The organism is Saccharothrix luteola (assembly GCF_020859565.1).
Lineage (GTDB): Bacteria > Actinomycetota > Actinomycetes > Mycobacteriales > Pseudonocardiaceae > Actinosynnema > Actinosynnema luteola.
The window spans coordinates 93,549-116,173 of the sequence record NZ_JAJHUO010000031.1; the positions used below are offsets into that span (position 1 = coordinate 93,549).

The following is a 22,625-nucleotide window of genomic DNA, read 5'->3' on the forward strand; positions in this document are numbered from 1 at the left end:
GGGGTCATGCGGCGTGCGTCAGCGTAGCCGGTGTCGGTAGGACCGGATGTCGACGGCCTGCGCCCCAGGCGGACGGCAGGCGGCGGCGTCGCCGGGCCAGGTCCTTCCACAGACGGGGGTAGTGCGCCATGCAGGGCCGACCCGGAGAACCACCCGGGGATCAGCCGTGATCGGTGTCCTGCTGACCGCGGGCCTGATCGCGTCGGCGCCCGCCGCGGCGACGGCCGACCCGTGGCCGACCTACGTGAGCGTCGGGGTCGACCGGATCTCGGTCGAGATCAGCCCCAACGGTTCGGTCACGCCGCCGTCGTGTCGGGCCGCAGGGCGGGGCCGAGCAGGAGTCCGCCGTCCGCGACGAACTCCGAGCCCGTGATGAACGAGGCGTCGGCCGAGGTGACGTAGAGGAGCAGAGCGGTGATGTCGGCCGGGGTCCCCACTCGCTGGATGGCGTACGGCTCGGGCGAGTAGAAGTCCGCGATGGGCGGCTGGCCCGCGATCGGCTCGTTGATCAACGGCGTGGAGATGACGCCGGGGTGGATGGAGTTGACCCGGATGCCGTCCCGGCCCAGTTCCAGCGCCGCGGTCCTGGTGAGCCCGCGCAGCGCCCATTTGCTGGCGGCGTAGGGCGCGTAGAGCGAGGTGCCGACGTGGGCCATCGTGGAGGCGATGTTGACGATCACTCCGCCGCCGTTGCGGCGCAGTGACGGGGTCACGACCTTGATGCCGAGGAACGTGCCGGTGAGGTTGACGTCGAGAACGCGATCCCAGACCCGCCGTTCGACGGCCTCGATCGGCACCGCGAGGTTCTGGACGCCGGCGTTGTTCACCAGCACCGCGATCGGCCCGAAATGGCGTTCGGTCTCGGCGACGGTCGCGGCCCAGGCGTCCTCATCGGTGACATCCAGGCGGACGAACAAAGCCCGCTCGCCGAGTTCGGCGGCGAGTTCCTCGCCCGGCCTTTCGGAGAGCGCGGCGATGACGACGTTCGCCCCCTCGTGGTGGTAGGCCCGGACGTGGCTGGCGCCCTGCCCACCGGTACCGCCGGTGACGAGAACGGTCTGCCTGTCGAAGCGTCCCATGATGGGGTCCTCCCTGGGGGAAATTGGTGAGTCGAGTGACTCACCTCGCCGCCAAGCTACGTCCGCGACAGGTGGTGAGTCAAGTGACTCGTCTCGTGTAGGATGACGTCCATGACGGCGGAGCCTTCGACCTACCACCGGCGCGTCGCCGAGCAGAAGCGGGCGGCCATCATCGAGGCGGCCACCCGACTGTTCCTCGACGCCGGGTACGCCGGTACGTCACTGGCCAAGGTCGCCGAGGCGGCCGGGGTGTCGAAGGCGACCCTGTTCAAGCAGTTCCCGACCAAGGCGGTGCTGTTCGACGCGATCGTGACGGAGTCCTGGAAGATCGAGGACGAAGGCGACCTCCGCCCGCCGACGGGCAATCTCCGGGCGGGTCTGATGGCGATCGGCCGCCGGTACGTCGCCCTCCTCGCCCGCCCCGGCATGGCAGCCCTCTTCCGCATCGTCATCGCCGAACTGCCGCGCTTCCCCGAGTTGGGTGAGGCCCACTTCGAGCGCGGCAAGATGCCCTACTTCGACTCGGTACGCCGCTATCTCGACGCCGAGAACGCCCTGGGAACGGCCAAGCTGGACGACACGGAGCTGGCAGCGACCCAGTTCCTCGGGATGATCTCCAACTACGTCTTCTGGCCCCGGATGCTGCTCATGAACTGGTCTCCCGACGACGCATCGATGGCACACGTCGTGGACGAGGCCGTATTGATGATGGAAGCCAGATACGGCGTCGCGAACACCACCAACTGAAGCTGCAGGCGTGGTGCGTGAAGGTTGTCAGCGGGCCGGTACACACTGCGTCGTGAGGGTTCCGAGGTGATCGGAACCCAAGAATCCGAGTACGGCCGACCAGTACGTATTCGAGCAGGAGTCGGATCGGGCGGATGGTCCGTGGACGGCCGGACCGCCGGGGGAGAACCGTGGACGGGCGTTGCCCGCTTGGCGTTCCGGGATGGTGATCTGGTGCCTTGACGCCAAGGTTCCGTGTCCTTGTCCCCATCACTCATGGGCAACAGGTGCAGTAGCGCAGAGGCGTTGATGACGCCCAGGTAGGCCAGTCGGAGCAGCACAGCCGGTCATCATGCCGCGTCAGCCGAGGACGCTGCGGACCTGCAGTCGCGCTCACGAGCACTCGGCCCCCTCGCGCCACGCACGGCTTCAACCTGCATGGATGGAGTATCGGCAGGTACAACGTCGAACACAACGCCGCCATCGCCGCCTACATCCGCTGGCGCAACGCACGAGCCCGACCCAAGACCGGCTTCGCCACCGACACACCCGTCCGCACCTGGACCGTGGTCGACGACGACCCGGTGACCGCGCCGAGCGGCGCCGCAACGAGATCCTCGACGACCTTCACGCGCTGCTCCACCACGCGGGTCACCCGGGCCCGGTGACCGACGAGGACCTGGAGTTCCCGGAGCGCAGACCGGCTCCCTCGGCTACAGCCTGGCCCGCCGCCTGCAGAGTGTCGTAGCGCCACGACTCACGATAATGCTCCTACGGCGCATGGTGCACGATCACCGCAGCTCAGCGCCTCAGTGCAGAGATCTGGAACCCCACAGGCCGCTGGGTGCGGCACTGGCCCCTCTGGTGCGCGAGGACTCCGTCGACCGACCGCCGTCCCGGTCCCCGTCTGACCACTGCCCCTCACTGGCACCGCAGCCGTTGGCCTGAGGTCCTCCCGGGGCGACACGAAACGACGGGACCGCGTCGAACGGGCGACGATCAAGTCCTGGCGGGCGTGGCCAGGCCAAGACCGGTGATGAACACAGCCTGGTCGTGCATGACGTCGTGCGGCAGGGTCCGGAAGTAGGCTATGTGCTCGCTCTGCTCGGTGCGCGCGGGCACTCCCGCGACGATGCGGGTGTCGAAGACCAGGCCCAACGGCCAACCTGGGTAGCCGGATGCGAGCAGGTTCGGGTACTCGATGACCCCGAGCTGCTCTCCCACCGCGACCTCGACGTCCAACTCGTCGCGCGCCACCCGTCGTACCGCGTCGACCAGGCTCTCACCGAACAAGACCGTGCCGCCGGGCAGGTGCCACTGCCCCAAGCACGGCTCGATTCCGCGCCGGGTCAGCAGGACACCGTCCTCCGTCCTGATGAGCACCTCGACGGTGAGCCGGGTGACCTTCGCGTAGATGCTGTCGAATTCGTCCTTGGTCAGCGGCAACCGCCGTGATCTCCCCATGCCCGTAGGCTACGGGTCCTGCCCTCACCCGGCCGCCGACTTGGTGATCACGACAACTTCCTTCGGCCCAGATCAGCGTTCGGTTGAGCAGTTCCCGTCGGCAGCTTCGGATCCAGCGTTCCATGACCGCGTCATCTGCGGGATCCGGACACCGGTGAGGACGGCGTCGAACAGTGCCGGAACTTGCTGTCACGGTCGCGGATCAGGAACCGCGCGTGTCGGCCGTCGTCTTCGAGGTCCATGATGAGGTTTCTGGCGGCTTGGGTAACCCAGGATGTGCGGTCGGGTGTGGGGTGGCGTCGAGGACGCGGATCCCGCGGCTGGCGTGCTCGATCACCGCAAGGACGAATGGCGGTAGCCCCAGGCAGGGTCTCGCGCGCCAGACGTAGCACCAGGAGCCGAACAGAGCGGATGGTCCGTGGTCGGTCGGCCGGCCGGCCCGCTCGGGGCGGGATTCGGCTGCGTGGCGGCGGGCGACGAGGTCTCGGTGCCGGCACAAGACTGTCTCTGGGCGTACCAGCAGTCGGAGTCGACGAAGCGCTTGCACCGGGAGTCGGTGCAGCAGGGCCGCGAGCAAGGCCCGGTCGCCGGGGGAGAACGGTGGACGGGCGTCTCCCGGTTGCCGTTCCAGGATGGTGATCTGGTGCCGTAGCGCCAAGATCTCCACGTTCTTGTCCCGACCGCTCATGGGCAGCAGGCGCAGCAGTGCGAAGGCGTTGGTCATGCCGAGGTAGGCCAGTCGGAGCAGCACGGCCGGTCATCATGCCGCGTCAGGCGAGGGCGGTGCGGACCTGCGGCCGCACCCACGAGCCCTTCGATCCCTCACCCTACGCACAGCTTCAACCTGCGTGGGTGGAGTTGTCGGCAGGCCCAACCTTGACGACGAGCGCTCCGGGGTCCACCTCGACCTTCAGCGTCCTGGTTGTCCCGCAGACTTCTCCGTCGACCTCGAACGGCTTGGTGCGACTGCTGCGCAACTCCAGGCGTCGGAACCGGAACCGCTCCACCGCCGGCCCGTCCACCCGGCGGGAACCGATCAGGCGCCCCGCCGTGACGAGCCACCCCCTGGTGTGCACGTCGCGCAGCAACGCCAGGTCCAGGAGCCCATCGGCGGGATCCGCCTCCGGCAGGAGGGAAACCCCGCCCTGCAAAGCGCCGACGTTGCCGACGACCGCTCCCAGGACGCGGCGGGTCAGCCACGGGCCGTCGTCCAACCGGACAGCCACCCGAACGGCTCCCGACCTCAGACCCTTGAGGACCGCCGGTACGTATGCGGGCCATCCCAGGAGGCGCTTCATCCTGGGCGAGGTGTCGCGGACCATCTCCGCGTCCAGACCGAGCCCGCCCATGCCGACGAAAGGGCGTCCGTCCAGCAGACCCATGTCGACGCGGCGGTCCACCCCGTCGAACGCCGACGCGACGGCGTCTTCCACCGCGCTGCCGATCCCCAGGTTCCGGGCCACCAGGTTGCCCGTGCCGATTGGCACGATGCCCATCGCCACCCCGGTGTGCGCCAACCCGGCGGCCACCGCGTTGACCGTGCCGTCCCCGCCACACGCCAGGACCAGGTGCGGGTGGTCGCGCAGGGCGAGTGCCGTCACCCCCGTCCCGGCATCGTCCCGGGTGGTCTCGAACCACTGCGGCTCGCACCAGTTGCGGTCCCGGGCGGTACGGGATACCAGGTTCCGAAATCCGGAGTGATCCACTACGGCGACCGGGTGAACGACCACCGCCACACGAAGCCCGTCACGCCATGGATCCACCCGAACCGCCTTCACGAGGTCGACTCCGGACCGGATGCCCTGCGACAGGCGAACGTACACGTGGGTCACGACACGCAAGCGCTGCAGACCCGGCCGAGCCGATCAGAGCCACGCCCGCGTCGCCGGCGCGGATGCGGCAGGTGCCACAGGGGTGTCCATGTCCTTGGCCGCGGAGGACCGGCCGAGGAGCACCAGCCAGTCACGGAGTCGGGCGAAGATCAGGTACAGCAGTCGTAACGCCACACCTCACGATCGTGCCCTGGAGGTCCAGCGTGCGCGATCGTCGCAGCTCAGCATCCCAGTGCGGAGTTCTGACACTCACAGGCATCGCGGTCACGGAACTGGAAGTCGCCACCCTCGACGAGTGTCACCGCACCATCCGACCTTGTACCGATCGAAAAGTCCTCGTCGATGGTGAAGCGCGAGTACCACCGTCTTGAGAGCATGGCAGGGTGATCGTGTCCCTGCTGTACGAGGTGACCCGGAAGCTGCTCGCGACCTCGAACCCGTCGAGGTCCGGCAGCATCGCGTCGCGCAGGGTCAGGTCGAGCGCGCGGTCGCGACCGGGAGCAGGAGGGCCTCGCGTTCCGTCGGCCTGCCGACGCCGGTGGTCAGGGCACGACCACCAATGGCGGCTCAGCTGGTGCAGGGCACGTCGTTGAGGGTGACGTTGGAGACGACGAGGCTGGTCCCGACGGGCTTGCTCCCGTTGAACCCGACGTTGGCCGACCCCCCTGGTGCCAGGTTCGGGAGCCAGGCGGGGGCGTTGGCCTGGATATGGCCGCTGCGAGAGGGGGAGAAGCGGGCGCTGTGGGTGGTCTCGATGACAACGCCGGGCGGCAGGTCGAACTCGACCCACCAGCCGTTCGCCGGATCCGAGCCCGTGTTCGTCACCTTGAGTACGGCCGTGTAGCCGAACCCGAAGTCCGTACCCGTGTGCTGGTAATGGCATTCCACCGCTGCCCGTGCCGTTGAGGATCCGACCTTCGCCGCCGCAGCAGCCTCGGCGGTCAGGGCGATCACGCCGAACACGCTTGGCAGGACGACCGATAAGATACGTCGGAGCTGCATGTTTCTCCCCCATGACGAAAGGCAGCGATGCCTGTCAATACGTTAACGGCCGCGAGCGATCGCGCGCAACGTCCGTTCGTCGCACTAGTGCTGCGTCACGCAACCTTGATCGCGTAATGGGTCCAGGTGCGGATGGGTGAGTCGGTGGCGAAGCCGGTCTTGGGTCGGGCTCGGGTGTTGCGCCAGCGGATGTAGGCGGCGATCGCGGTGTTCTGCTCGTCGTGGCTGTGGTGGTCGGTGCCGTTGAGGGCGAAGTAGCGTCGGGGTGGCGGTGGGGCGAGAAGTTGTCCATGACCAGGTGGAGGCGTTGGCCCGGCCATCGTGTCCGCAGGCTTCTGAGCAGCTCCTGAAGCTCCTCGTGCCGCTTGCGACGGCGGATGCGGTAGTGGATCTTCCCGGTGGTCAGATCCACCACCTCCCGCTCGACAGGGGAGGACCAGCCTGGACCGCCAGCTCACCACGCCGATCAGCGGGTCAACGTTCCGAGACGCAGCACTGGCCTAGTAGGGCCTGCTGACCGAGATCGTCTCATCGCCCTGCTGGGGTGGGCCTGGTGTCCTTCGGTATAGGCATACGATGGCGACACGCTCGCTCCTGCCCAGCGCACCAACGACGTTGCCTTCGCAGGCGGACATCTTGTCGAGTCGCCAGCCGAGCGATTCGATGGCCTCCATCTGGTCGTTTATTCCGGTCATGGCGCCGGTTGCGATGCTGTTGGTGTGTGCCTCGATGAACTTGAACACCAGGATGTGCCTGCCCGCTTCGATCGCGTGCTTGGCTTGGTCGAGAGCGCTCTGCTCCTTGGCCCTGTTCAAAAGTCCCATCACTGATCATCTTCTTGACGTAACGGTCCCGTTTTGCCTTGCTTCGACCATACGCGCGGGTGGGGGCGGGCGGCCGGATGATCTGCGCGGACAAAGTTCTGACCGCTGAACCTGATGCTGTGGCGCTCGAAAGTCGTCGCTGCTGGTCAAGCGTATGTCTGTACTCGTTGAGGATGCCGGTCAGTCGCCGCCGTCGGCAAGCAATGAGTTGGGTGACTGCCGCTTGGTGTTCGGGGTTGGGTCTTCGCCCCCCGCCGCCGATCCTGTGCCGATGCGCGGACAGTTCTTGGCTGAGGAGCCGGAGCTGTGAACTGGACAGGTCGATCGTGGATGGGTGGAGAGGCGCGCAGGGCTTGGGCGATGGCCTTGCTTCGATCAAGAAGTCGCCTACCAGAAGCTTTGCTGTGCTTCCGCTGCGACCGCGGCCCGTGTCATCGGGTTGGACAGGACTCGACGACGGATCGCCGGTCTGCGGTGGCTCCCTGTCCGGCACGTCGGTCGTGAGTGGCGTTCAAGCAGTTCCACTGCGGTGGCTTCCCGGGCGGGCCGAGTAGCCGGTGTATCGCGTCGTGCCGGACGCGGCGAGCCTGGAGCAGTTCGCCGCGCTGCCTGCGAGCAGCAGGGTTCCCGCTCGGAGCGCCCCGACGTCGTGCGGGAGCACGTACGAACAGGGGATCATCCAATTGCTGGTGTACCTGGCGTGCCGACTGTCCGCCGACGCGCACGCGGGCGCCTTCACGTCGGCCAGGTTTTCTGCCAGGTCGTGCCGGAATCGTCGCTGCGGTAGACCGGCGGCGTCTGCCCGACCGCCGCGGTCTGGCTGTCCTCGAAGGACGCGACCAGACTGCCGCCGGGCAGTTGGGCGGCCTTCGGGTAGAGCACGCAGGGCCGCTTGTCGCAGGCATCGGGTTTCTGCGCCGTGAACAGCGCCGACGCACAGGTTGGTACGCCGAGCTTGCGAACGGGGTTTGGCGCGGCATAAGTTTCTTCGTCTTTTGTCGAACTGCGAGGGAGTACACCCGTGGAACTGCGCAACCAGGTCGCGCTCGTCACCGGCGCCACCGCCGGGATCGGCCACGAGACCGCGAAGTTGTTCGCCCGCGAGGGCGCGAGAGTGATCGTCCACGGCCGGGACGCCGCGCGCGGCGCGGACGTGGTCGCCGAGATCGAGGCGGACGGCGGGACCGCGCGGTTCGTCCGGGCCGACCTGTCCACCGCGGAGGGTGTTCGGGAGCTCGCCTCGGCGGCGGGCGAGGTGGACGTGCTGGTGAACAACGCGGGCATCTACCCGTTCGCGTCGACCGCCGACCAGACGCGCGAGGGCTTCGAGGAGTTACTCGCGGTCAACGTCCTCGCTCCGTTCCACCTCACCGCGGCGCTGGCGCCCGCCATGGTCGCCAAGGGCGCGGGCGCGATCGTCAACGTCTCGACGGTGGCCGCCGTGTCACCGGTCCACAACGCCGCCGCCTACGGCGCGACCAAAGCCGCCCTGGAGTCCCTGACCCGCAACTGGGCCGTCGAGTTCGGTATGAGTGGCGTGCGGGTCAACTCCGTCGCGCCGGGCGGGGTGACGACCGAGACCGTGATGAACCTGTTCGGGGATGCGGTCCACGACAACGCCGTCACCACCACGGCACTGCGGCGCATGAGCGAGCCGAGGGAGATCGCCGAGGTGATCCTCTTCCTCGCCTCGCCGCGGTCCAGTTACGTCACGGGCGCGCTCCTGCTGGCCGACGGCGGGTACACCATCGTCTAGCGCTCGCCCAGCCTGGAGAACCTCGGCTGATGGGTGTCGGGGGGTCGCACCACGGCACGGACAGGGACGCCAGGACGCCACCGAGCCCCGACCTGGCCTCCAGCCGCACGTGCCGCCGCTCGGCCCCGGACATCCCGGCATCGAAGGTGAAGCCCGCAGGGATGCGGAACAGCACTCGGGGCGGGCCGGCTTTTGTCCTGCGAGGAAGCTTCTCGACGGGCGATGAAACCGTCATGCATTTCCGGCCCAGGACTCCGTCACCGCTGCAGCGATCACCCTTCCGTCGGCCGGACTCGCCGCACCACCGCGGGTTCGTCCTTCGCCGCCTCGCCGCGCAGCAGCACCGACGGGACGGACAACAACCTACGGGCCACCTTGAACAGCAGGGACACGATCACCCGGACATGGTCCCCACGCGGCGACACCCCGCTCCACCAGCGGCGATGATCTTCCGAGCGGCACAGGTCCCGATCAGGGCATCGGTATGCGGCCCCAGACGACCTTGCCGGCGTCTCCCTGGCGTACACCCCAGTCGTTGCAGATCGTTTGGACTATCTTCATGCCGTTGCCGCGGTGCGGGCTGATGCTGGAGGACCCGACGACGGGGGTGCGGTCTGGGGTCGCGTCGTGGGCCTCGACGACGAGTTCGGGTCCGCGGTCGGGGTGGATCTCGCGGCGCAGCAGCAGACGCCGGGGGTCGTCGGCGTGGTCGCAGGCGTTGGAGGCCAGTTCCGTCGCCACCAGCTGCACGTCGTGGACGAAGTCGTCGTCGTGAGGGCGTAGCGCGTCACCGATGTGCCGGCGCACGGCGGCGAGGTTGTCGCACGGCAGGGAGACCTCGAACTCCGTCTGGTCGGCTACACGCCCCTCTTCGGCGTGGCCATCGGCGCCGCGCTCGTCCTGCGTGACCGGCTTCGTCTCACGCGATCCGGTCGTGGTGTCGATGTCCGGGAAAGGCCGGTGTCGGGGGTGGTCAGGGTCGGCATGGGCGTCGGTCACGAGATCGGGTTGCCCGGAAGCTGATCGGCTCATGCACCGTTAAGCCATTCAGCCTAGGAAGATCAGGTGCACCCGGTCATCGACCGGACAGATGCCGAACGTGCGTGGTGGGGCACGAGCGTCGGGGGGGCCGGGGGGGGGGGGGGGGGGGCCCCGCCGGGGGGGGGGGGGGGGCGGGGGGGGGGGGGGCCCGGGGGGGGGGCCGGGGGGGGGGGGCGGGCCGGCCCCGACGCTGTGGTGGTGTGTCAGCCGTGGGCGCGGTGACCCCGGCTGGTGGCGAAGTGGTAGACGGCGAGCACGACGACCGAGCCGAGGATGGCGAGCAGCCAGGTGCTCAGGTCGAAGAAGCTGCCGATGTCGGAGCCGAAGACGGCACGTCCGATGAAACCGCCGATGATCGCCCCGACGATGCCGAGCAGCATGGTGACGATGATGCCGCCCGGGTCCTTGCCGGGCATGACGGCCTTGGCGATGGCGCCCGCGATGAGGCCCAGAACGATCCAACCCAGGATGCCCACAGCGCTTCCTTGTCCTCGTGCCACGCCGACTCCTGCGACGCGGCGTGATCGTTACGGGGACCGGGTTGCCCACATCGCGCGGACTTCACACCTGTCACGGTGATGCTGTCGTGGGTCGACGGCGTCCGCACCGGCGCATCCCCCGGACGTCGTACCGGATGCGTGGGCGTGTGCGGTGATGAAACGGCGGGCTTCGTGGACGCCGACGGGGTGGCTTGGTGGGGGATGCGGAGGTGGATATCGGACGGCCGGTGATACGTCCACGACTTCGAGTGTTCCGGCCGGTGGACTCCGAAGCGCCTGCCGACCGGGTGTGGTGAGGCCCGCGAATGCGATCCACCACCGGCGAATCACGCTGAACGCCGCCGCGTTTGAGCCGGCCGCTCTCGTGGTACTGACCAGGACCATCGCTGTCCCGCTCCGGAAGGTGCTCATGCAGATCCAGGTCAACACCGACCACAACATCCACGGTGGCGAACGACTGGCCACCTATGTGACCACCGACCTGGAGAGCAGCCTGTCCCGGTTCAGCGGATGGTTGACCCGGGTGGAAGTGCACCTCAGTGAGGACGCGGGCGGCAAGCCGGAAGACAAGAAGTGCGTCATCGAGGCGCGGCCGGGGGGCAAACAGCCGGTCGCGGTCACCCACCACGCGACCACCGTGGACGACGCGTACGCCGGGGCGGCGCACAAGTTGGGAAGGGTGTTGGATTCCCGATACACCCGCGCCCATGACCACAAGGGCAGCGACAGCATCCGACACATGCCCCCTCCGGAAGACCCGCAGCGGGTCGGCGCGATCGAGGACGATCCTCAGGGCTGATCAAGGCCACATGGGGCTGTGGGCCTCATCGGCCGAACCTCCGGTCGGACGGCATCACCGGGACGGAGGTCGGTCTTCCTCGCGGACGGAGTTGTCGGAAGGCACACCGTGCGGCTGTGTGCGCAAGTCACCCCACGGAGACGGCGGGTGTCAGCCCGTACGCCGCCGCGCCGGTTCCGGGACCGCGTGGTGCCGGCGGGCTCCCAGTCGGCGCGTGATCCGCGAACCAGCGCAGGGTGGCCTGACGCCACACCTGGTGCCGACCGCGCCGGGCGCGGCGTCGAAGACGTGCTGACCATAGGGGACTTCGATCAGGTCGCAGGGGACGTCGCCGCCGTGAAGCCGAAGAGGTCACGGGGTGCGGTTGATTGCCGTTCGGGTCGGTTGGCGGATTGTGCGGCAGCGAGGGTGAAGCGGGAACGTCGACTGCTGGACCGGGACGGCGAGTTGGCGGAGTCGGCTGACTTCTGCTTGCGGGACGATGGCGTCCGTACGCGTGGTGGCAGGTCGGCCCGTGGGTGGGGAAGTCCGCCTTGCCGGCCGCGATCGTGTCGAACCCGCCGGAGTCGCTGGTGGTTGTACCTGAACCTGCCGTAGGCGGAGAAGGAAACGGCCCAGAAGTCCGCGAAAGCGCAGTGGGACGTCAGGACCAAGCGCTGGTACGTCGCACGACACGGCCCCGACACCTCGTGGAACGGTGGCTGTGGCACGCCCGCTGCGCGGGCGGCCACGACGGGACGGCCCCCCGGCGTGGGGCCCCCCCGCGCCCCCCCGGAGCATCGGAGTTCCAGCCGAGCGGGGTGCCCGAGAGGGTTGAGGGTCAGCGCAGCGTCCGGTTGTGGTGCAGGACGATCTTCGCGTCGTCCGCCACGTAGTAGTTCTGCACCGAGTAGGCGATCGTGGCGAAGTCGAGCGTGCCGTCACCGGTGAAGTCGCCCGTCGCGATGCGCGCCACCGAATCGTCCGCCACCCGCCACTTGACCCACACTCCGTTCGCGGCGTCGATCGCCTTGTAGTACATCACGCCCTGCCACGGCCACGGCCCGCGCAACGCCACCAGGAACTCGTCGTCACCGTCACCGTCGAAGTCGGCGCACACGACCTGGTGGCCCGGCCCCTCGCCGTTCTCGTTGGGGTCGCCGAAGACGTCGAGCAGCGTCCGGTTCCAGCCCGAGTCGCCCTTCGTGTACACGGCGACCGTGTTGCCGTGGAAGGGTTCGACCGCCGCGACGTACGCCATCGGGTCGTCGCCCAGGCGGCCCGCGTCCAGGTCGCCCGAGCCGCGGAAGCCGGTGCGCGCGAACTGGGTGCGCTCACCCTCGCCGATCAGCGTCGACCTCCACTCGCCCGCCTCGTCGTCGTAGCGCAGCCACGTGACGCCCTCGTCGGAGGCGAACAGCAGCGAGTCGCGGTCCGAGCCGGGGATCAGGCCCTTCTTCTTCTCGGCGCCGTGGATCATCCGGAAGTGGCTGTCGTCGATGACGGTCATCGGCCACTCGGTCGCGTTGCGCACGTCATCCGGTTCGGTGAACAGCACCACCGGGAGCACCGCGTGCACGTCGGCCTTCGCCACGATCGGCACGCCCACGATCTCCAGGCGGTCGGTGCGGGTGAAGTGGCCGGCGCGCAAGCGGTGCATGCCGGTCGCGCGACCGACGTAGTGCCTGCGCCAGCGGCCCTCGTGCTTGTCCGCCGCGCCGGGGTGCTCGATCCAGTCGATCTTGCCGCCGGCCTCGTCCGGGTCGACGATGGTGCCGATCGGGCCGTACAGCTCGTAGCAGACGATGGCGTCCGGCGTGCCGTCGCCGGTGACGTCGGCCCAGTCCGCGCCGACGGGCATCCGGAACCCGTCGGCCATCAGCCGCTTCGGCCAGCCCGGCGCGTTCTGGTACCAGTAGACCTCGCCCAGCCGCAGGCCGTAGCCGAACAGGTCGGGCCTGCCGTCGCCGTCGATGTCGGGTGCTTCGAGCCAGTAGCCGTCGCGCAGCTGGTCGGCGACGATCTCGCCTTCGAAGTGCGGTGCGATGATGCGGTCGTGCACGTCGATCACCTCCTGGTGCGTCGGTCGGTTCAGGGCAACTGGTGGTACTCCAGGGCGAGCCACACGCAGTCGGTGTCGGCCCGGTACTGGTGCCACGGGTAGACGAACCCGCCCTCGTCGGTCCGGCCGCAGAACGGGACGGGAGTCGTGTAGCCCTCGCCCATCACCACGTCCTCGACCAGCGTGGCGTGGTCCTGGTCGCGGAACTTCTGCATCCGGCCCACGCCGACCACCTGCGTGTGGACCTCGATGAAGTCGTGCAGCACGTGGATGCCGCAGTCGGTGCCGGCGGGCGCGAACCACAGGTTGGCCCGCAGCTCGAACGCGCGTGGCCCGGACGGCCCGCCGCCCAGGGCCTGGCCGGGGTCGAACTCGACCACGTCGAGCACGTCCTGCGGTCCCTTCCAGAGCGGCGTGTCGACTGGGAACGGCGTGCCGGGGCCGATGTGCTCGCCCACGACGTCGCCCAGCCGCACCCACTCCGGCTCGTCGACGATCTCCGCGGTCGGGCCTGCCTCGTCGTCGACCTTGAGCACCACCAGCGACTCCGCCCACGAGACGGTGGTGTCGACCAGGATCGTCGAGGAGAACGCCGGTAGCGGCCGGCGCGGTTCGAGCGACGTCCACGCGGGCCTCGTGCCGGTGTTGACCACGATCGCCCGGCCTTCGACGGGGAGGTCGCGGGCGGCGCGCACGTACTCGCCGCTCACGAAGCGGTTCTCGGTCAGGGGCGCGGTGGTGGTGGTCATACCGCCACCAGGTCGGCCGTGGGCGTGCTGCCCGGCACGAACGGCTGCACGGCCGGGCCCTCGCCGAAGTAGTGCGCCAGGGCCGCGACGGTGCGCACGCTCGCGTGCCCGTCGCCGTACGGGTTGGCGGCGCCGGCCATCCGCTCGTAGTGCACCGGGTCGCGCAGCAGCCCGATGACCGAGTCGGCCACGCCCTCGGTGGTGCGGCCGACGAGCTGCGCGGTGCCGACCGCGACCGCCTCGGGCCGTTCGGTGATCTCCCGCAGCACCAGGGTCGGCTTGCCCAACGCCGGCCCTTCCTCCTCCGCGCCGCTGCTGTCGGACACGATGATGTCCGCGCGTCGCATGAGCTTGACGAAGTTCAGGTAGGGCAACGGGTCCACGATGGTGAGTCCGGGCTGATCGGCGATCTCCGGTAGCAGCGCCTCGCGCACGGCGGGGTTGCGGTGCAGCGGCACGACGACCCGCACGTCCTGCTCCCGCGCGATCCGGCGCAGCGCCGCGCCGATCTGCGGCAGCATCCGCCACGACTCGCGGCGGTGCGCGGACGCCAGCACGATCCGGCGGGGGTCGTCGTCGAGGTCGGCCAGCGCGTCGGCGCCGTAGTCCGCCGCGACCGTGCCCGCCCACTGGAGCGCGTCGATCACCGTGTTGCCGGTGACCACGATCCGGTGCGGCGACACGCCTTCGCGGATGAGGTTCGCGCCGCTCACCGGTGTCGGCGCCAGGTGCAGGTCGGAGATCTGCGCGACGAGCCGGCGGTTGGCCTCCTCGGGGAACGGGGAGTGCAGGTCGCCGCTGCGCAGGCCGGCCTCGACGTGCACCACGGGGATCTGCTGGTGGAACGCGCCGATCGCGCCGGCGAGGGTCGTCGCGGTGTCGCCGTGCACCATGGCGGCGTCGCAGCCCAAGTCGGGTAAGACCTCCTCCAGTCCTTCGATGACCTTGTGGGTGACCCGGGAGAGGGTCTGCTTGTCGGACATGACCTTCAGGTCGATGTCGGGCCGCAGGTCGAACGCGGCCAGGGTGTCGTCCAGCATCTGCCGGTGCTGGCCGGTGGACACGACCACGGGCTGGAAGCGCGGGTCGGCGTTCAGCGCCCGGATCACGGGCGCGAACTTGATCGCTTCGGGACGGGTACCAAGGATGACGGCTACCGATCGCATGGCAGGAAGACCTCTCTTCGACGTGGTGGGAGCGTGCGGTCAGCCCGTGCCGGGCCGTCCCCGTGCGGGGAGGCGACGGGCAAGGGGGAACTTCCGCGCTCAGCGCGCGGGTTCGATCGACAGCGCGTGCCGGAAGTGGTCGGCCGGGTCCCAGCGCTTCTTGACCTGCTGGAGGCGCGAGTAGTTCTCCCGGTAGTACAACGCCTGCCAGGGCACGCCGGAGCGGTTGAACTCGGGCGCGGCGACGTCGTTGTCCGGGTAGTTGATGTAGCAGCCGTCGGCGTGCTCGCCCGGCACCGGGACGCCGCCGGTCGCGGCGAACATGCCGCGGTAGGTCTCGCGGGCCCACGCGATGTGGAAGTCGTCGTCCTCGGCGGAGTTCCAGAACGTCTGGAGGCACATCTTGAACGCCGAGTCGCGCTGGGCGTGCGCCGTCGCGCCGCGCTCGGGCGCGTTCACCCGGCCGCCGAAGGACAGCAGCACCAGCATGGTGTCCGGGTTGGTGAAGTCCTCGCCGGTCATGCCGCGGTACAGCGCCGCGCACTGCTCGTCGGTGAACGCCTTGCGCAGGTAAGCGGACTTGTGCACGCCGCGCGAGGTGGGGTCGGTGATGGTGGGGTTGTTGGTGCCCACCAGTCGGGCGGCCTGCAACCACGGCAGTTCGCGCGGCTCGCCCAGGTCGATCGGGAGCCTGCCCAGTTCGCCGATCGGGGCCTTCGCCGGTCGCGGTCGTGCCGCCACGCCCTCGGTGATGGCGGCGAGGTAGTCGTCGAGCATCCGGCGCGCGTTCGGCGCGGTCGCGTCGACCTGGGTGAACATGCCCATGCTGCCGTGCGCGCGGTGGCTGACGTTGAACAGGCTGGACACCGCGGTGGTCGCGGAGCCGGGGTCGGCGTTGCGCTCGTGCCACGTGCCGAAGTTCCGCACGAGCCGGGTGAACGACGCCTGGTCCAGTTCGTCCCAGTCGAACTCGACCGCGCTGACGAGCACGGTGGAGGGCGGGGACACGAGTTGGTCCGCGGGGTCCGTGCCGCGCGCGTCCGGGGAGCGGAACCAGTACCGGGTGATCACGCCGAAGTTGCCGCCGCCCGCGCCGGTGTGGCCCCACCAGAGGTCGCGGTTGGGGTCGTCGGCTTCACGGGTCGCCACGACGGTCCGCACGCCGCCGCGCGCGTCGACCGTCACGACCTCCACCGCGTAGAGGTGGTCGACGGTCAGGCCCTGCGCCCGGGAGAGCAGCCCGTACCCGCCGCCCGCGACGTGGCCCGCGATGCCGACGCTCCAGCAGACACCGCCGGGGATCGTGACGTGCCATCCCTTGTACAGCGCCTCGTACACGTTGGTGAGCCGCGCCCCGGACTGCACGCAGAACGCGCGCATCCGCTCGTCGTAGTAGACGTCCGTCATCGCCGAGACGTCGAGGATGACCTCGATCTCCGGGTTGCAGACGAAGTCGGAGAAGCAGTGGCCGCCACCGCGGACGGACACCCGCTTGCCCGCCCGGACGGCGTCGCGCACGGCGTTCTCCGCGTCGGCCGTCGAGGTGATCAGCTTCACGTACTCGGGACGGGCGACGAACCGCTGGTTGTTGCCCGTCATCAGGTCGGGGTAGCGGGGGTCGCCCGGTCGCACGACCGGGCCGGGAGGGACGGCCGCCGCGGTCCCCGGCTCGGCGGTGGCCATCGGGATCGTGCTCCCTGCCGCCGCGCCTCCCAAGAGCGCGGCGGCGCCGGATAAGACGGATCGGCGCGTCAAGCCGTTCTCGCGCATGTCTGCTCCACTCTCCTTTCTGGAGGACTTCGTCTTCGGTGCGGTCGGATGTGCGGTGCGGTCAGATGTGCGCCGGCACCGGTGTGGCGGCCCTGCGCCGGTCGAGCCGGTGTGCGGCAACGGCCACCGCCAGCCCCGACAGGGCGAGCAGCCCGCCGACCCAGTTCGGCGCGGTGTAGCCCAACCCGCCGTCGATGGCCACGCCGCCGAGCCACGCGCCCAGGGCGTTGCCCAGGTTGAACGAGGCGATGTTCGCCGCCGACGCCAGCGCGGGCGCGCCCTCGGCCTGCTGCATGACCCGCATCTGCAACGGTGGCACGGTGGCGAAACCGGCCGCGCCGAACAGCAGGATGGTGACGGCCGCCTGCCACTGGCTGTGCGCGGTGAACACGAACGCGAACAGCACCGCCGCGAGCAGCGAGAGGATCACGAACAGGCTGCGCATCACGCTCCGGTCGGCTGCCCGTCCGCCCACCACGTTGCCCACGCACAACCCCGCGCCGAACAGGATCAGCAACCAGGTCACCGCGCCGGCGGAGAACCCGGCGACCTCCGTCATCATCGGCGCTATGTAGGTGAACGACGCGAACACGCCCGCGAAGCCCAACGTGGTCATCGCCAGCGCCAGCCACACCTGGGGCCGGGCGAACGCCGCCAGCTCGCGGCGCAGGCCGGTGTCCGGTCGAGGGGTGGCGGGCACCAGCGCGGCGATGCCGATCAGGCCCAGCACGCCGAGCGCGGTCACCGCCCAGAACGTCGAGCGCCAACCCCACTCCTGGCCCAGCGCGGTGCCCAGCGGGACCCCCAGCACGTTGGACACGGTCAACCCGGTGAACATCATCGCGATGGCGCTGGCCTTGCGGTGCGGCGCCACGAGTTCGGCGGCCACCACCGACCCGATGCCGAAGAACGCGCCGTGGCACAGCGCCGCGACCGCCCGGCCGACCATCAGCAGCGCGTAGTCGTCCGCGACCGCGCACAGCGCGTTGCCCGCGATGAACACCGCCATCAGGATCATCAGCACGGCCTTGCGGGGCAGTCGCGCGCCGGCCATGGTGACCAGCGGCGCGCCCACCACGACGCTCAGCGCGTACCCGGACACGAGCAGCCCGGCGGAGGGGATCGACACACCCAGGTCGGTGGCCACCTCGGGGAGCAACCCGACGATGACGAACTCGGTGGTGCCGATCCCGAACGCGCCGACGGCGAGGGCGATCAGTGCGAGCGGCATGGTGGACCTCACACCTGGCGCAGGGCGCCGCCGTCGACGGCCCACTCGGCGCCGGTGATCTGGCCCGCCAGGGGCGAGAGCAGGAAGGCGATGACGCGGGCGACGTCGTCGGGCTTGCCGAGCCGACCGGTGGGGAGGTTGCGGACCTCGCGCACGAAGTGCTCGACCGCCTCCTCGACGGGCAGGTCGAACTGCGTCGACAGCTGCTCGGCGAACCCGCCCGGCTCGTCCCACAGCCGGGTGCGGGTGGGGCCGGGCGACACCACGTTGGAGCGCACGCCCCGGTCGCCGAATTCGCCGGCGATCACCTTGGACACGGTCAGCATCGCGGTCTTCGACGCGGCGTAGTCGACGATCGACTTGTCCGGGAAGCGGGCCGCCTCGCTGGCGACGTGCACGATGCTGCCGCCGCCCGCGTCCAGCATCGCCGGAATGGCCACGCGGCTCATCCGCACGGCGGAGAACAGGTTGAGCTCGAAGGTCCTCAGCCACTGCTCGTCGGTGAAGTCGAGGAAACCGTCGCGGGACTCGAGACCGCCCACGTTGTTCACCAGGCCGTCGAGCCGGCCGTGTCGTTCGAGCACGGTGTCCACGACCGATCGCGCGGCGTCGGGATCGGTGAGGTCGGCGGCGACGCCGCTGTCCAGCGGCTTGCGGGCCACGCCGACGGCGGTCGCGCCCTCGTCGGTGAGCAGTCGGACCACGGCCTCGCCGATACCGGCGGAGGCGCCGGTCACCACGAAGACCTTGCCGGTCAGTTCCAGGTCCACGGCAAGCCCCTCCTCCCAAGTAGTCGGTGTGCCACCCACTATTGCGAATCGGCGCGCGGAATTCGAAGTAGAGTTGCTGTTCGCTGGGATAAAATGCGCTTATGTTTACTCTCCGTCAGCTGGAAAGCCTCACCGCAATCGTCGACGAAGGCTCGTTCACGGCCGCGGCGGACACGCTCGGCGTGACGCAGCCCGCTCTTTCCCACCAGATCCGTTCACTCGAACGGGCTATCGGCATCCAGGTGTTGGAGCGCTTACCCCGCTCGGTCCGCCTGACCACGGCGGGCCGAGCGTTCCTGCCCCACGCCCGTGCCGCGCTGGCGGCGGTCGACAGGGGTTCCCGCGCGGCGCGGCAGGCGGTCGAGCTGGAGGCCGCCGAATTGGGCGTGGCGACGGTCTACTCGATCAGCCTGGGCGTGCTGCCACCCGTGCTGCGCGCGTGGCGGCAGCAGCACGGCAGCACGCAGGTCCGGCTGTTCGAGCACCGGCACGCGGACAACCTGCGCAACGCCATGCTGGCGGGCCAGGCCGACCTGGCGATCGGCCCCGTCCCGGTGGACTGGCCGGGTCAGGTGGTGCCGCTGGGTGACGAGGAGTTCGTGATCGTGCTGCCGTTCGACGACCCGGACGTGGGGCCGGACGACACCACCGTCGACATGGCCCTGCTGGCGCATCGCAACTGGGTGCACTTCGCCCCGGACAACGGCCTGGCCGCCCTGCTGGACGAGGTGTGCGCGAGGGCGGGGTTCCAGCCCAGGGTGGCCGTGCGGGCCGAGCAGACGGCCGCCGCGCCGATCCTGGCCGCGGCCGGCCTGGGCCCGACCCTCATCCCGCTCAACATCATCCCGCTGAACTTCGACGGCCGCCTGCTCCGCCCGGACCCGCCGGTGCGCCGGACGATGTCGGTGTACACGCGGCACGGCGACGAGCCGGTGGTCGGCGCGTTCATCTCGACACTGGTCCGTACCGTGGACTTGATTCCCAACCACCTGCGTGCGGCCCTGAGGTTTTGAGCTATTGAGGGCGTGGAAGAAGTCGCAGGCGATTGAGCACACGCCGTACGGTCGAGTCGGCTACCCGGTGGCCGAGCTTGAGCAGCTCGCCTTGGATCCGGCGGTAGCCCCAGCCCGGTGTCACCAACCGGTGCTCGCGCAGCCGACGGGGAAGTCGGCGAACCAGCGCGGCGGGCACAACTCGATCGGGTCGTGGTGGCGGCCGGCTTAGGATTCCGCGTCGTGCTCCTTTCTGCCGGCCGCTCTGCTTTGCCTGCCGCTGCTGTGGGTGTCGGCGTGCACGACGTCGCCGCCCGCGTCGCCCGCCACGCTGTCGTCCTCCTCGGGTCCGGCCCCGTGGGTGTCGGTCACCCAGCAGGCGGAGACGGTCCGTCCCGACGAGTTGGCCACCGACCGGCCGAATCGGATCGCGGCGGACGCCGACGTGTGCGCGTTGCTCACCGAGCAGGAGATCACGGCCGCCACGGGCGCGCCCTTCGCGAGAACGGGCCGGCCACTGCCGGGCACGTTGTGCCTGTGGCAGCTCGGCGACGCGGTGGACGACCGCGGAACTCCCACCGAGACGCTGACGCTGACCTCCGCGCTGCCGGGAGGGTGGCTCGGCGAGGAACAAGGCGTCGTCGGCGGGTACCCGACCCGCAGGCAGGTCGGGGACGGACTCTGCACCCTCAAGGTCGGATTGCGCCGTCCGGACGCCCCGACCGACAAGGTGGTACTCACGGTGGGCCTGCACCTCACCGACAAGTCCGTCGACCCGTGCCCCGCCACGCAGACGCTCGCGGAAACCGCCTTGAGCCGGGTCCCCAACGCTTGAACAGAGCCAGTCCGCGCGAGGACGCGTCCTGGCCGCTGCTGCCTCGACGCAGTTGGTGAACACGCGCGGAGGGCGCAGACTCGTTCGGAGAGGGCGAACTTCAGCGAATGGTGGTGCCTGCCTGCGTGAAGCGTCCGCCGGGAATCATGGGCCGATGTGATCGGTGTTGTTCCGGTGATGTCAGTGAACGGGCAGGAGGCGGCTGGTGGCGGTGGTGAAGCCGAGTGTCGCTCCGCCTCCGGCCCGGTTCCCGGCGAAGGTGGTTCCGCCGTGGGCTTCGGCGATGCCGGCCACGATGGCCAGGCCGAGCCCGGAGTCGGCCACATGGTCCGACCCGCGGTCAGGTGGCTGAGTGTTCGTACTCGTTAAGCAGTCCGCCGAGAACTGGTCGGCGGCGTACCGACATGCGGTCCGGCTCTGCGATCGTTCGGTCTGGTCGTCGTGGCGAGAATTGAGTGCTCGGTGTGGTCGGCGGTGGTCGTAGTGAATCGCGTAGCGGTTCAGTACCGCCTCCAGGTGGTGTTCGTTGATGATGAGCAGTCGGTCGGTGACTTCGCGTCCGACGGTGCCGACGTCTCCGATCGGCGGTCGCCTCGTCAGGTGGGTGCCGAATTCGGTGGCGTCCAGAGCTTCGACATCTCTCCCGACGGCGACAAGGTGATCACGAGAGCGGAGGGCGAACTCCACGTGTCCGATGTGGATGGAGGCAATCCAGTCGTGCTGCCGCAACCCGGGGGAGATCCGGGCCGAGAACGTCGCTGAGCTCCCGTTGCCGGACCGGGACTCCGGCAACGCCGACCAGTTGACGTTCAGCCCGAACGGCAACAGAACCGCTGTCGTCGCACCCGGCGCCGACGCCGGCCCTCGCGGGAAGGGGATCCCCGGCGGCACGGTCCGCGTCCGGAAACCCGCCGACCCCGGCGAGCCTCGGGCGATGGCCGCGCTGACCGGACATGCCGGCGGTGCGACCGTCACCAGCTTCCGCGCGGCCTCGGCGACGAGGGTGTCGGGTCGTCCGAGCTGGTCGGTGACCTTTCAGGCGACGGCCTGCGGGAAGCGGCTTCCGAGCAGCCGGGCCCGCGGTCCGCGCAGGTAGTCGAGTCGTCGCTCGACGCCTGGTCGTGAGCGTGGTGTGACCGGTCAGGCCGTGTCGACCGCCGCCGCGAGGAGCCGGGCGAGTTCAGCCGGCTTGGTGTGCATGGGCCAGTGGCCGGAGTCGAGGTCGACGAAGTCGAGGTGCTCGACCTCGGCGAGTTCGGGCACGTCGCCCGCGTTGATCCACTCCTTGGCCGAGGCGGGGGTGAACTCGGGGCAGATGACCACGACCGGGACCTCGAAGCGCCGCTCGTCGGTCAGCCGCACGACGCCCGTGGCCACACCGCCGGGAACGGGGATGGCGGCGGCGGCGAACGCGCGTCTGGCTTCCTCGTCGAGGTCGGCCGAGTCCGGTCCTTCGAACGGGGCCCAGCCGGGGAACGGCATGACGCCGTCCCGCAGTTCGAAGAAGTCGGCGTAGGGCTTCCCGTCGGCGGCCGGGAAGCCGCCGACGAGGACGACCTTGGAGATCTTGTCCGGACGCGCGTCCGCGGCCAGCCAGGCCAGGGTGCAGGCGGCCGAGTGCCCGACGACCACGGGCTTGCCGGAGGTCGCGTCCACGGCGGTGAGCACGGCCGCCACCTGGTCGTCGAGCGTGGCGGAGGCAGATCCGTCACCCTGGCCGGGCAGGGTCAGCGGCACGGGGTGGTGGCCGAGCGACCGGAGTGTGGACGCGACGTCGGCCCAGGCGGACCCGTCGAGCCACAGGCCGGCGATGAGCAGGACATCCATGATCGATCCCCTTGTTCCGGTGCGGTGCCAGGTCACCGCACTGCTTCGACACGTCACGCTAAAGGCAAATCCGGACGGTCTGCTTCCGGTTCATCGGGCGATCGCCTGGCCTGCCCGAGCGCCGAGTGATCTCAGCCCTTCCTCGCGCGCCGCCACGCTGCCAGGTCCCGCCCCCAGCGAGGGCTGACTGAAGAGTCACGGCGGCCGAACCGCGCGTCGGG

General features: G+C 69.7%; 26 protein-coding genes. 5 read left to right on the plus strand and 21 right to left on the minus strand.

The annotated features are described in order from the left end of the window. Positions 1-296: 296 nt before the first annotated feature. Positions 297-1,079, minus strand: a complete 783-nt coding sequence (locus LNK82_RS36505) for an SDR family NAD(P)-dependent oxidoreductase (RefSeq protein ID WP_230571498.1) — start codon at positions 1,077-1,079, stop codon at positions 297-299. A gap of 111 nt (positions 1,080-1,190) precedes the next feature. Here LNK82_RS36505 and LNK82_RS36510 point away from each other — a divergent pair, with 111 nt between their 5' ends. After that, positions 1,191-1,826, plus strand: coding sequence for a TetR/AcrR family transcriptional regulator (locus tag LNK82_RS36510; RefSeq protein ID WP_230571499.1), 636 nt, complete (start codon positions 1,191-1,193; stop codon positions 1,824-1,826). A gap of 469 nt (positions 1,827-2,295) precedes the next feature. Here LNK82_RS36510 and LNK82_RS36515 read toward each other — a convergent pair whose 3' ends face one another. From LNK82_RS36515 to LNK82_RS36555, 9 genes are all read right to left on the minus strand, one after another. Continuing rightward, complete coding sequence (locus LNK82_RS36515) at positions 2,296-2,451, minus strand: hypothetical protein (protein ID WP_230571500.1); 156 nt, start codon at positions 2,449-2,451, stop codon at positions 2,296-2,298. 353 nt (positions 2,452-2,804) lie between these two features. Next, the gene (locus tag LNK82_RS36520) at positions 2,805-3,269 is read right to left on the minus strand and encodes an NUDIX hydrolase (RefSeq protein ID WP_230571501.1); all 465 of its coding nucleotides are present in this window, start codon (positions 3,267-3,269) and stop codon (positions 2,805-2,807) included. A 202-nt stretch (positions 3,270-3,471) separates the two neighbouring features. After that, on the minus strand, positions 3,472-4,020 hold the full coding sequence (locus LNK82_RS36525; protein WP_230571502.1) for a hypothetical protein: 549 nt from the start codon (positions 4,018-4,020) through the stop codon (positions 3,472-3,474). A gap of 88 nt (positions 4,021-4,108) precedes the next feature. Beyond that, positions 4,109-5,101, minus strand: coding sequence for a diacylglycerol/lipid kinase family protein (locus LNK82_RS36530; RefSeq protein WP_308257421.1), 993 nt, complete (start codon positions 5,099-5,101; stop codon positions 4,109-4,111). A gap of 33 nt (positions 5,102-5,134) precedes the next feature. After that, positions 5,135-5,275, minus strand: a complete 141-nt coding sequence (locus tag LNK82_RS36535; protein WP_230571504.1) for a hypothetical protein — start codon at positions 5,273-5,275, stop codon at positions 5,135-5,137. Between the two features lie 393 nt (positions 5,276-5,668). Continuing rightward, a complete protein-coding gene (locus LNK82_RS36540; protein ID WP_230571505.1) occupies positions 5,669-6,055 on the minus strand; it encodes a cellulose binding domain-containing protein in 387 nt (128 codons plus the stop codon). Between the two features lie 143 nt (positions 6,056-6,198). Next, positions 6,199-6,423 (minus strand): hypothetical protein, encoded by a 225-nt coding sequence (locus LNK82_RS36545; protein ID WP_230571506.1) that lies wholly within the window; start codon positions 6,421-6,423, stop codon positions 6,199-6,201. Positions 6,424-6,603: 180 nt separating this feature from the next. Further along, complete coding sequence (locus tag LNK82_RS36550; RefSeq protein ID WP_230571507.1) at positions 6,604-6,927, minus strand: hypothetical protein; 324 nt, start codon at positions 6,925-6,927, stop codon at positions 6,604-6,606. Between the two features lie 735 nt (positions 6,928-7,662). Beyond that, positions 7,663-7,980: a hypothetical protein gene (locus tag LNK82_RS36555; RefSeq protein WP_230571508.1), complete on the minus strand. Its 318-nt coding sequence runs from the start codon at positions 7,978-7,980 to the stop codon at positions 7,663-7,665. On the opposite strand from LNK82_RS36555, the gene LNK82_RS36560 reads away from it, so the two are divergent. Next, positions 7,949-8,683 (plus strand): SDR family NAD(P)-dependent oxidoreductase, encoded by a 735-nt coding sequence (locus LNK82_RS36560; protein WP_230571509.1) that lies wholly within the window; start codon positions 7,949-7,951, stop codon positions 8,681-8,683. The genes LNK82_RS36555 and LNK82_RS36560 overlap by 32 nt on opposite strands. 272 nt (positions 8,684-8,955) lie before the next feature. Here the strand turns inward: LNK82_RS36560 and LNK82_RS47190 are convergent, their stop codons facing one another. From LNK82_RS47190 to LNK82_RS36570, 3 genes are all read right to left on the minus strand, one after another. After that, positions 8,956-9,081 (minus strand): hypothetical protein, encoded by a 126-nt coding sequence (locus LNK82_RS47190; RefSeq protein WP_268997677.1) that lies wholly within the window; start codon positions 9,079-9,081, stop codon positions 8,956-8,958. 73 nt (positions 9,082-9,154) lie between these two features. Continuing rightward, entirely contained in the window at positions 9,155-9,682 is a 528-nt protein-coding gene (locus LNK82_RS36565) for an ATP-binding protein (protein WP_230571510.1), read from the minus strand. Between the two features lie 245 nt (positions 9,683-9,927). Then, positions 9,928-10,200, minus strand: coding sequence for a GlsB/YeaQ/YmgE family stress response membrane protein (locus tag LNK82_RS36570; RefSeq protein ID WP_230571511.1), 273 nt, complete (start codon positions 10,198-10,200; stop codon positions 9,928-9,930). A gap of 433 nt (positions 10,201-10,633) precedes the next feature. On the opposite strand from LNK82_RS36570, the gene LNK82_RS36575 reads away from it, so the two are divergent. Continuing rightward, on the plus strand, positions 10,634-11,023 hold the full coding sequence (locus tag LNK82_RS36575; RefSeq protein ID WP_230571512.1) for an HPF/RaiA family ribosome-associated protein: 390 nt from the start codon (positions 10,634-10,636) through the stop codon (positions 11,021-11,023). 820 nt (positions 11,024-11,843) lie between these two features. On the opposite strand, the gene LNK82_RS36580 is transcribed toward LNK82_RS36575, so the two are convergent. The 6 genes from LNK82_RS36580 to LNK82_RS36605 form a co-directional block, all read right to left on the minus strand. Beyond that, the gene (locus LNK82_RS36580; protein WP_230571513.1) at positions 11,844-13,064 is read right to left on the minus strand and encodes an FG-GAP repeat domain-containing protein; all 1,221 of its coding nucleotides are present in this window, start codon (positions 13,062-13,064) and stop codon (positions 11,844-11,846) included. Positions 13,065-13,093: 29 nt separating this feature from the next. Further along, positions 13,094-13,813: a hypothetical protein gene (locus tag LNK82_RS36585; RefSeq protein ID WP_230571514.1), complete on the minus strand. Its 720-nt coding sequence runs from the start codon at positions 13,811-13,813 to the stop codon at positions 13,094-13,096. Beyond that, positions 13,810-14,979, minus strand: coding sequence for a non-hydrolyzing UDP-N-acetylglucosamine 2-epimerase (gene wecB / locus LNK82_RS36590; RefSeq protein ID WP_230571515.1), 1,170 nt, complete (start codon positions 14,977-14,979; stop codon positions 13,810-13,812). The genes LNK82_RS36585 and wecB overlap by 4 nt, the downstream gene beginning before the upstream one ends. 99 nt (positions 14,980-15,078) lie before the next feature. Continuing rightward, positions 15,079-16,749 carry an FAD-binding oxidoreductase gene (locus LNK82_RS36595; RefSeq protein WP_230571516.1) on the minus strand — a complete coding sequence of 557 codons (1,671 nt, stop codon included), beginning with the start codon at positions 16,747-16,749 and terminating at the stop codon, positions 15,079-15,081. Positions 16,750-16,810: 61 nt separating this feature from the next. After that, positions 16,811-17,980: an MFS transporter gene (locus tag LNK82_RS36600; protein ID WP_230571517.1), complete on the minus strand. Its 1,170-nt coding sequence runs from the start codon at positions 17,978-17,980 to the stop codon at positions 16,811-16,813. 8 nt (positions 17,981-17,988) lie between these two features. Then, positions 17,989-18,750 carry an SDR family NAD(P)-dependent oxidoreductase gene (locus LNK82_RS36605; protein ID WP_230571518.1) on the minus strand — a complete coding sequence of 254 codons (762 nt, stop codon included), beginning with the start codon at positions 18,748-18,750 and terminating at the stop codon, positions 17,989-17,991. Positions 18,751-18,851: 101 nt separating this feature from the next. Here LNK82_RS36605 and LNK82_RS36610 point away from each other — a divergent pair, with 101 nt between their 5' ends. Together LNK82_RS36610 and LNK82_RS36615 are read left to right on the plus strand one after the other, a co-directional pair. Further along, a complete protein-coding gene (locus tag LNK82_RS36610; RefSeq protein ID WP_230571519.1) occupies positions 18,852-19,763 on the plus strand; it encodes a LysR family transcriptional regulator in 912 nt (303 codons plus the stop codon). Between the two features lie 268 nt (positions 19,764-20,031). Then, entirely contained in the window at positions 20,032-20,577 is a 546-nt protein-coding gene (locus tag LNK82_RS36615) for a DUF3558 domain-containing protein (RefSeq protein WP_230571520.1), read from the plus strand. 180 nt (positions 20,578-20,757) lie between these two features. Here the strand turns inward: LNK82_RS36615 and LNK82_RS36620 are convergent, their stop codons facing one another. After that, positions 20,758-21,402 carry an integrase core domain-containing protein gene (locus LNK82_RS36620; protein ID WP_230571521.1) on the minus strand — a complete coding sequence of 215 codons (645 nt, stop codon included), beginning with the start codon at positions 21,400-21,402 and terminating at the stop codon, positions 20,758-20,760. A 315-nt stretch (positions 21,403-21,717) separates the two neighbouring features. Then, complete coding sequence (locus LNK82_RS36625) at positions 21,718-22,404, minus strand: alpha/beta fold hydrolase (RefSeq protein ID WP_230571522.1); 687 nt, start codon at positions 22,402-22,404, stop codon at positions 21,718-21,720. Positions 22,405-22,625: the final 221 nt, after the last annotated feature.

Excerpts from the sequence above, each read along its gene's own strand:
- LNK82_RS36625 (WP_230571522.1), bottom strand. The coding sequence starts at position 22,404 with ATGGATGTCCTGCTCATCGCCGGCCTGTGGCTCGACGGGTCCGCCTGG.
- LNK82_RS36505 (WP_230571498.1), bottom strand. The coding sequence starts at position 1,079 with ATGGGACGCTTCGACAGGCAGACCGTTCTCGTCACCGGCGGTACCGGT.
- LNK82_RS36595 (WP_230571516.1), bottom strand. The coding sequence starts at position 16,749 with ATGCGCGAGAACGGCTTGACGCGCCGATCCGTCTTATCCGGCGCCGCC.
- LNK82_RS36510 (WP_230571499.1), top strand. The coding sequence starts at position 1,191 with ATGACGGCGGAGCCTTCGACCTACCACCGGCGCGTCGCCGAGCAGAAG.
- wecB (WP_230571515.1), bottom strand. The coding sequence starts at position 14,979 with ATGCGATCGGTAGCCGTCATCCTTGGTACCCGTCCCGAAGCGATCAAG.
- LNK82_RS36585 (WP_230571514.1), bottom strand. The coding sequence starts at position 13,813 with ATGACCACCACCACCGCGCCCCTGACCGAGAACCGCTTCGTGAGCGGC.
- LNK82_RS36520 (WP_230571501.1), bottom strand. The coding sequence starts at position 3,269 with ATGGGGAGATCACGGCGGTTGCCGCTGACCAAGGACGAATTCGACAGC.
- LNK82_RS36600 (WP_230571517.1), bottom strand. The coding sequence starts at position 17,980 with ATGCCGCTCGCACTGATCGCCCTCGCCGTCGGCGCGTTCGGGATCGGC.
- LNK82_RS36545 (WP_230571506.1), bottom strand. The coding sequence starts at position 6,423 with ATGGCCGGGCCAACGCCTCCACCTGGTCATGGACAACTTCTCGCCCCA.
- LNK82_RS36550 (WP_230571507.1), bottom strand. The coding sequence starts at position 6,927 with ATGGGACTTTTGAACAGGGCCAAGGAGCAGAGCGCTCTCGACCAAGCC.
- LNK82_RS36575 (WP_230571512.1), top strand. The coding sequence starts at position 10,634 with ATGCAGATCCAGGTCAACACCGACCACAACATCCACGGTGGCGAACGA.
- LNK82_RS36610 (WP_230571519.1), top strand. The coding sequence starts at position 18,852 with ATGTTTACTCTCCGTCAGCTGGAAAGCCTCACCGCAATCGTCGACGAA.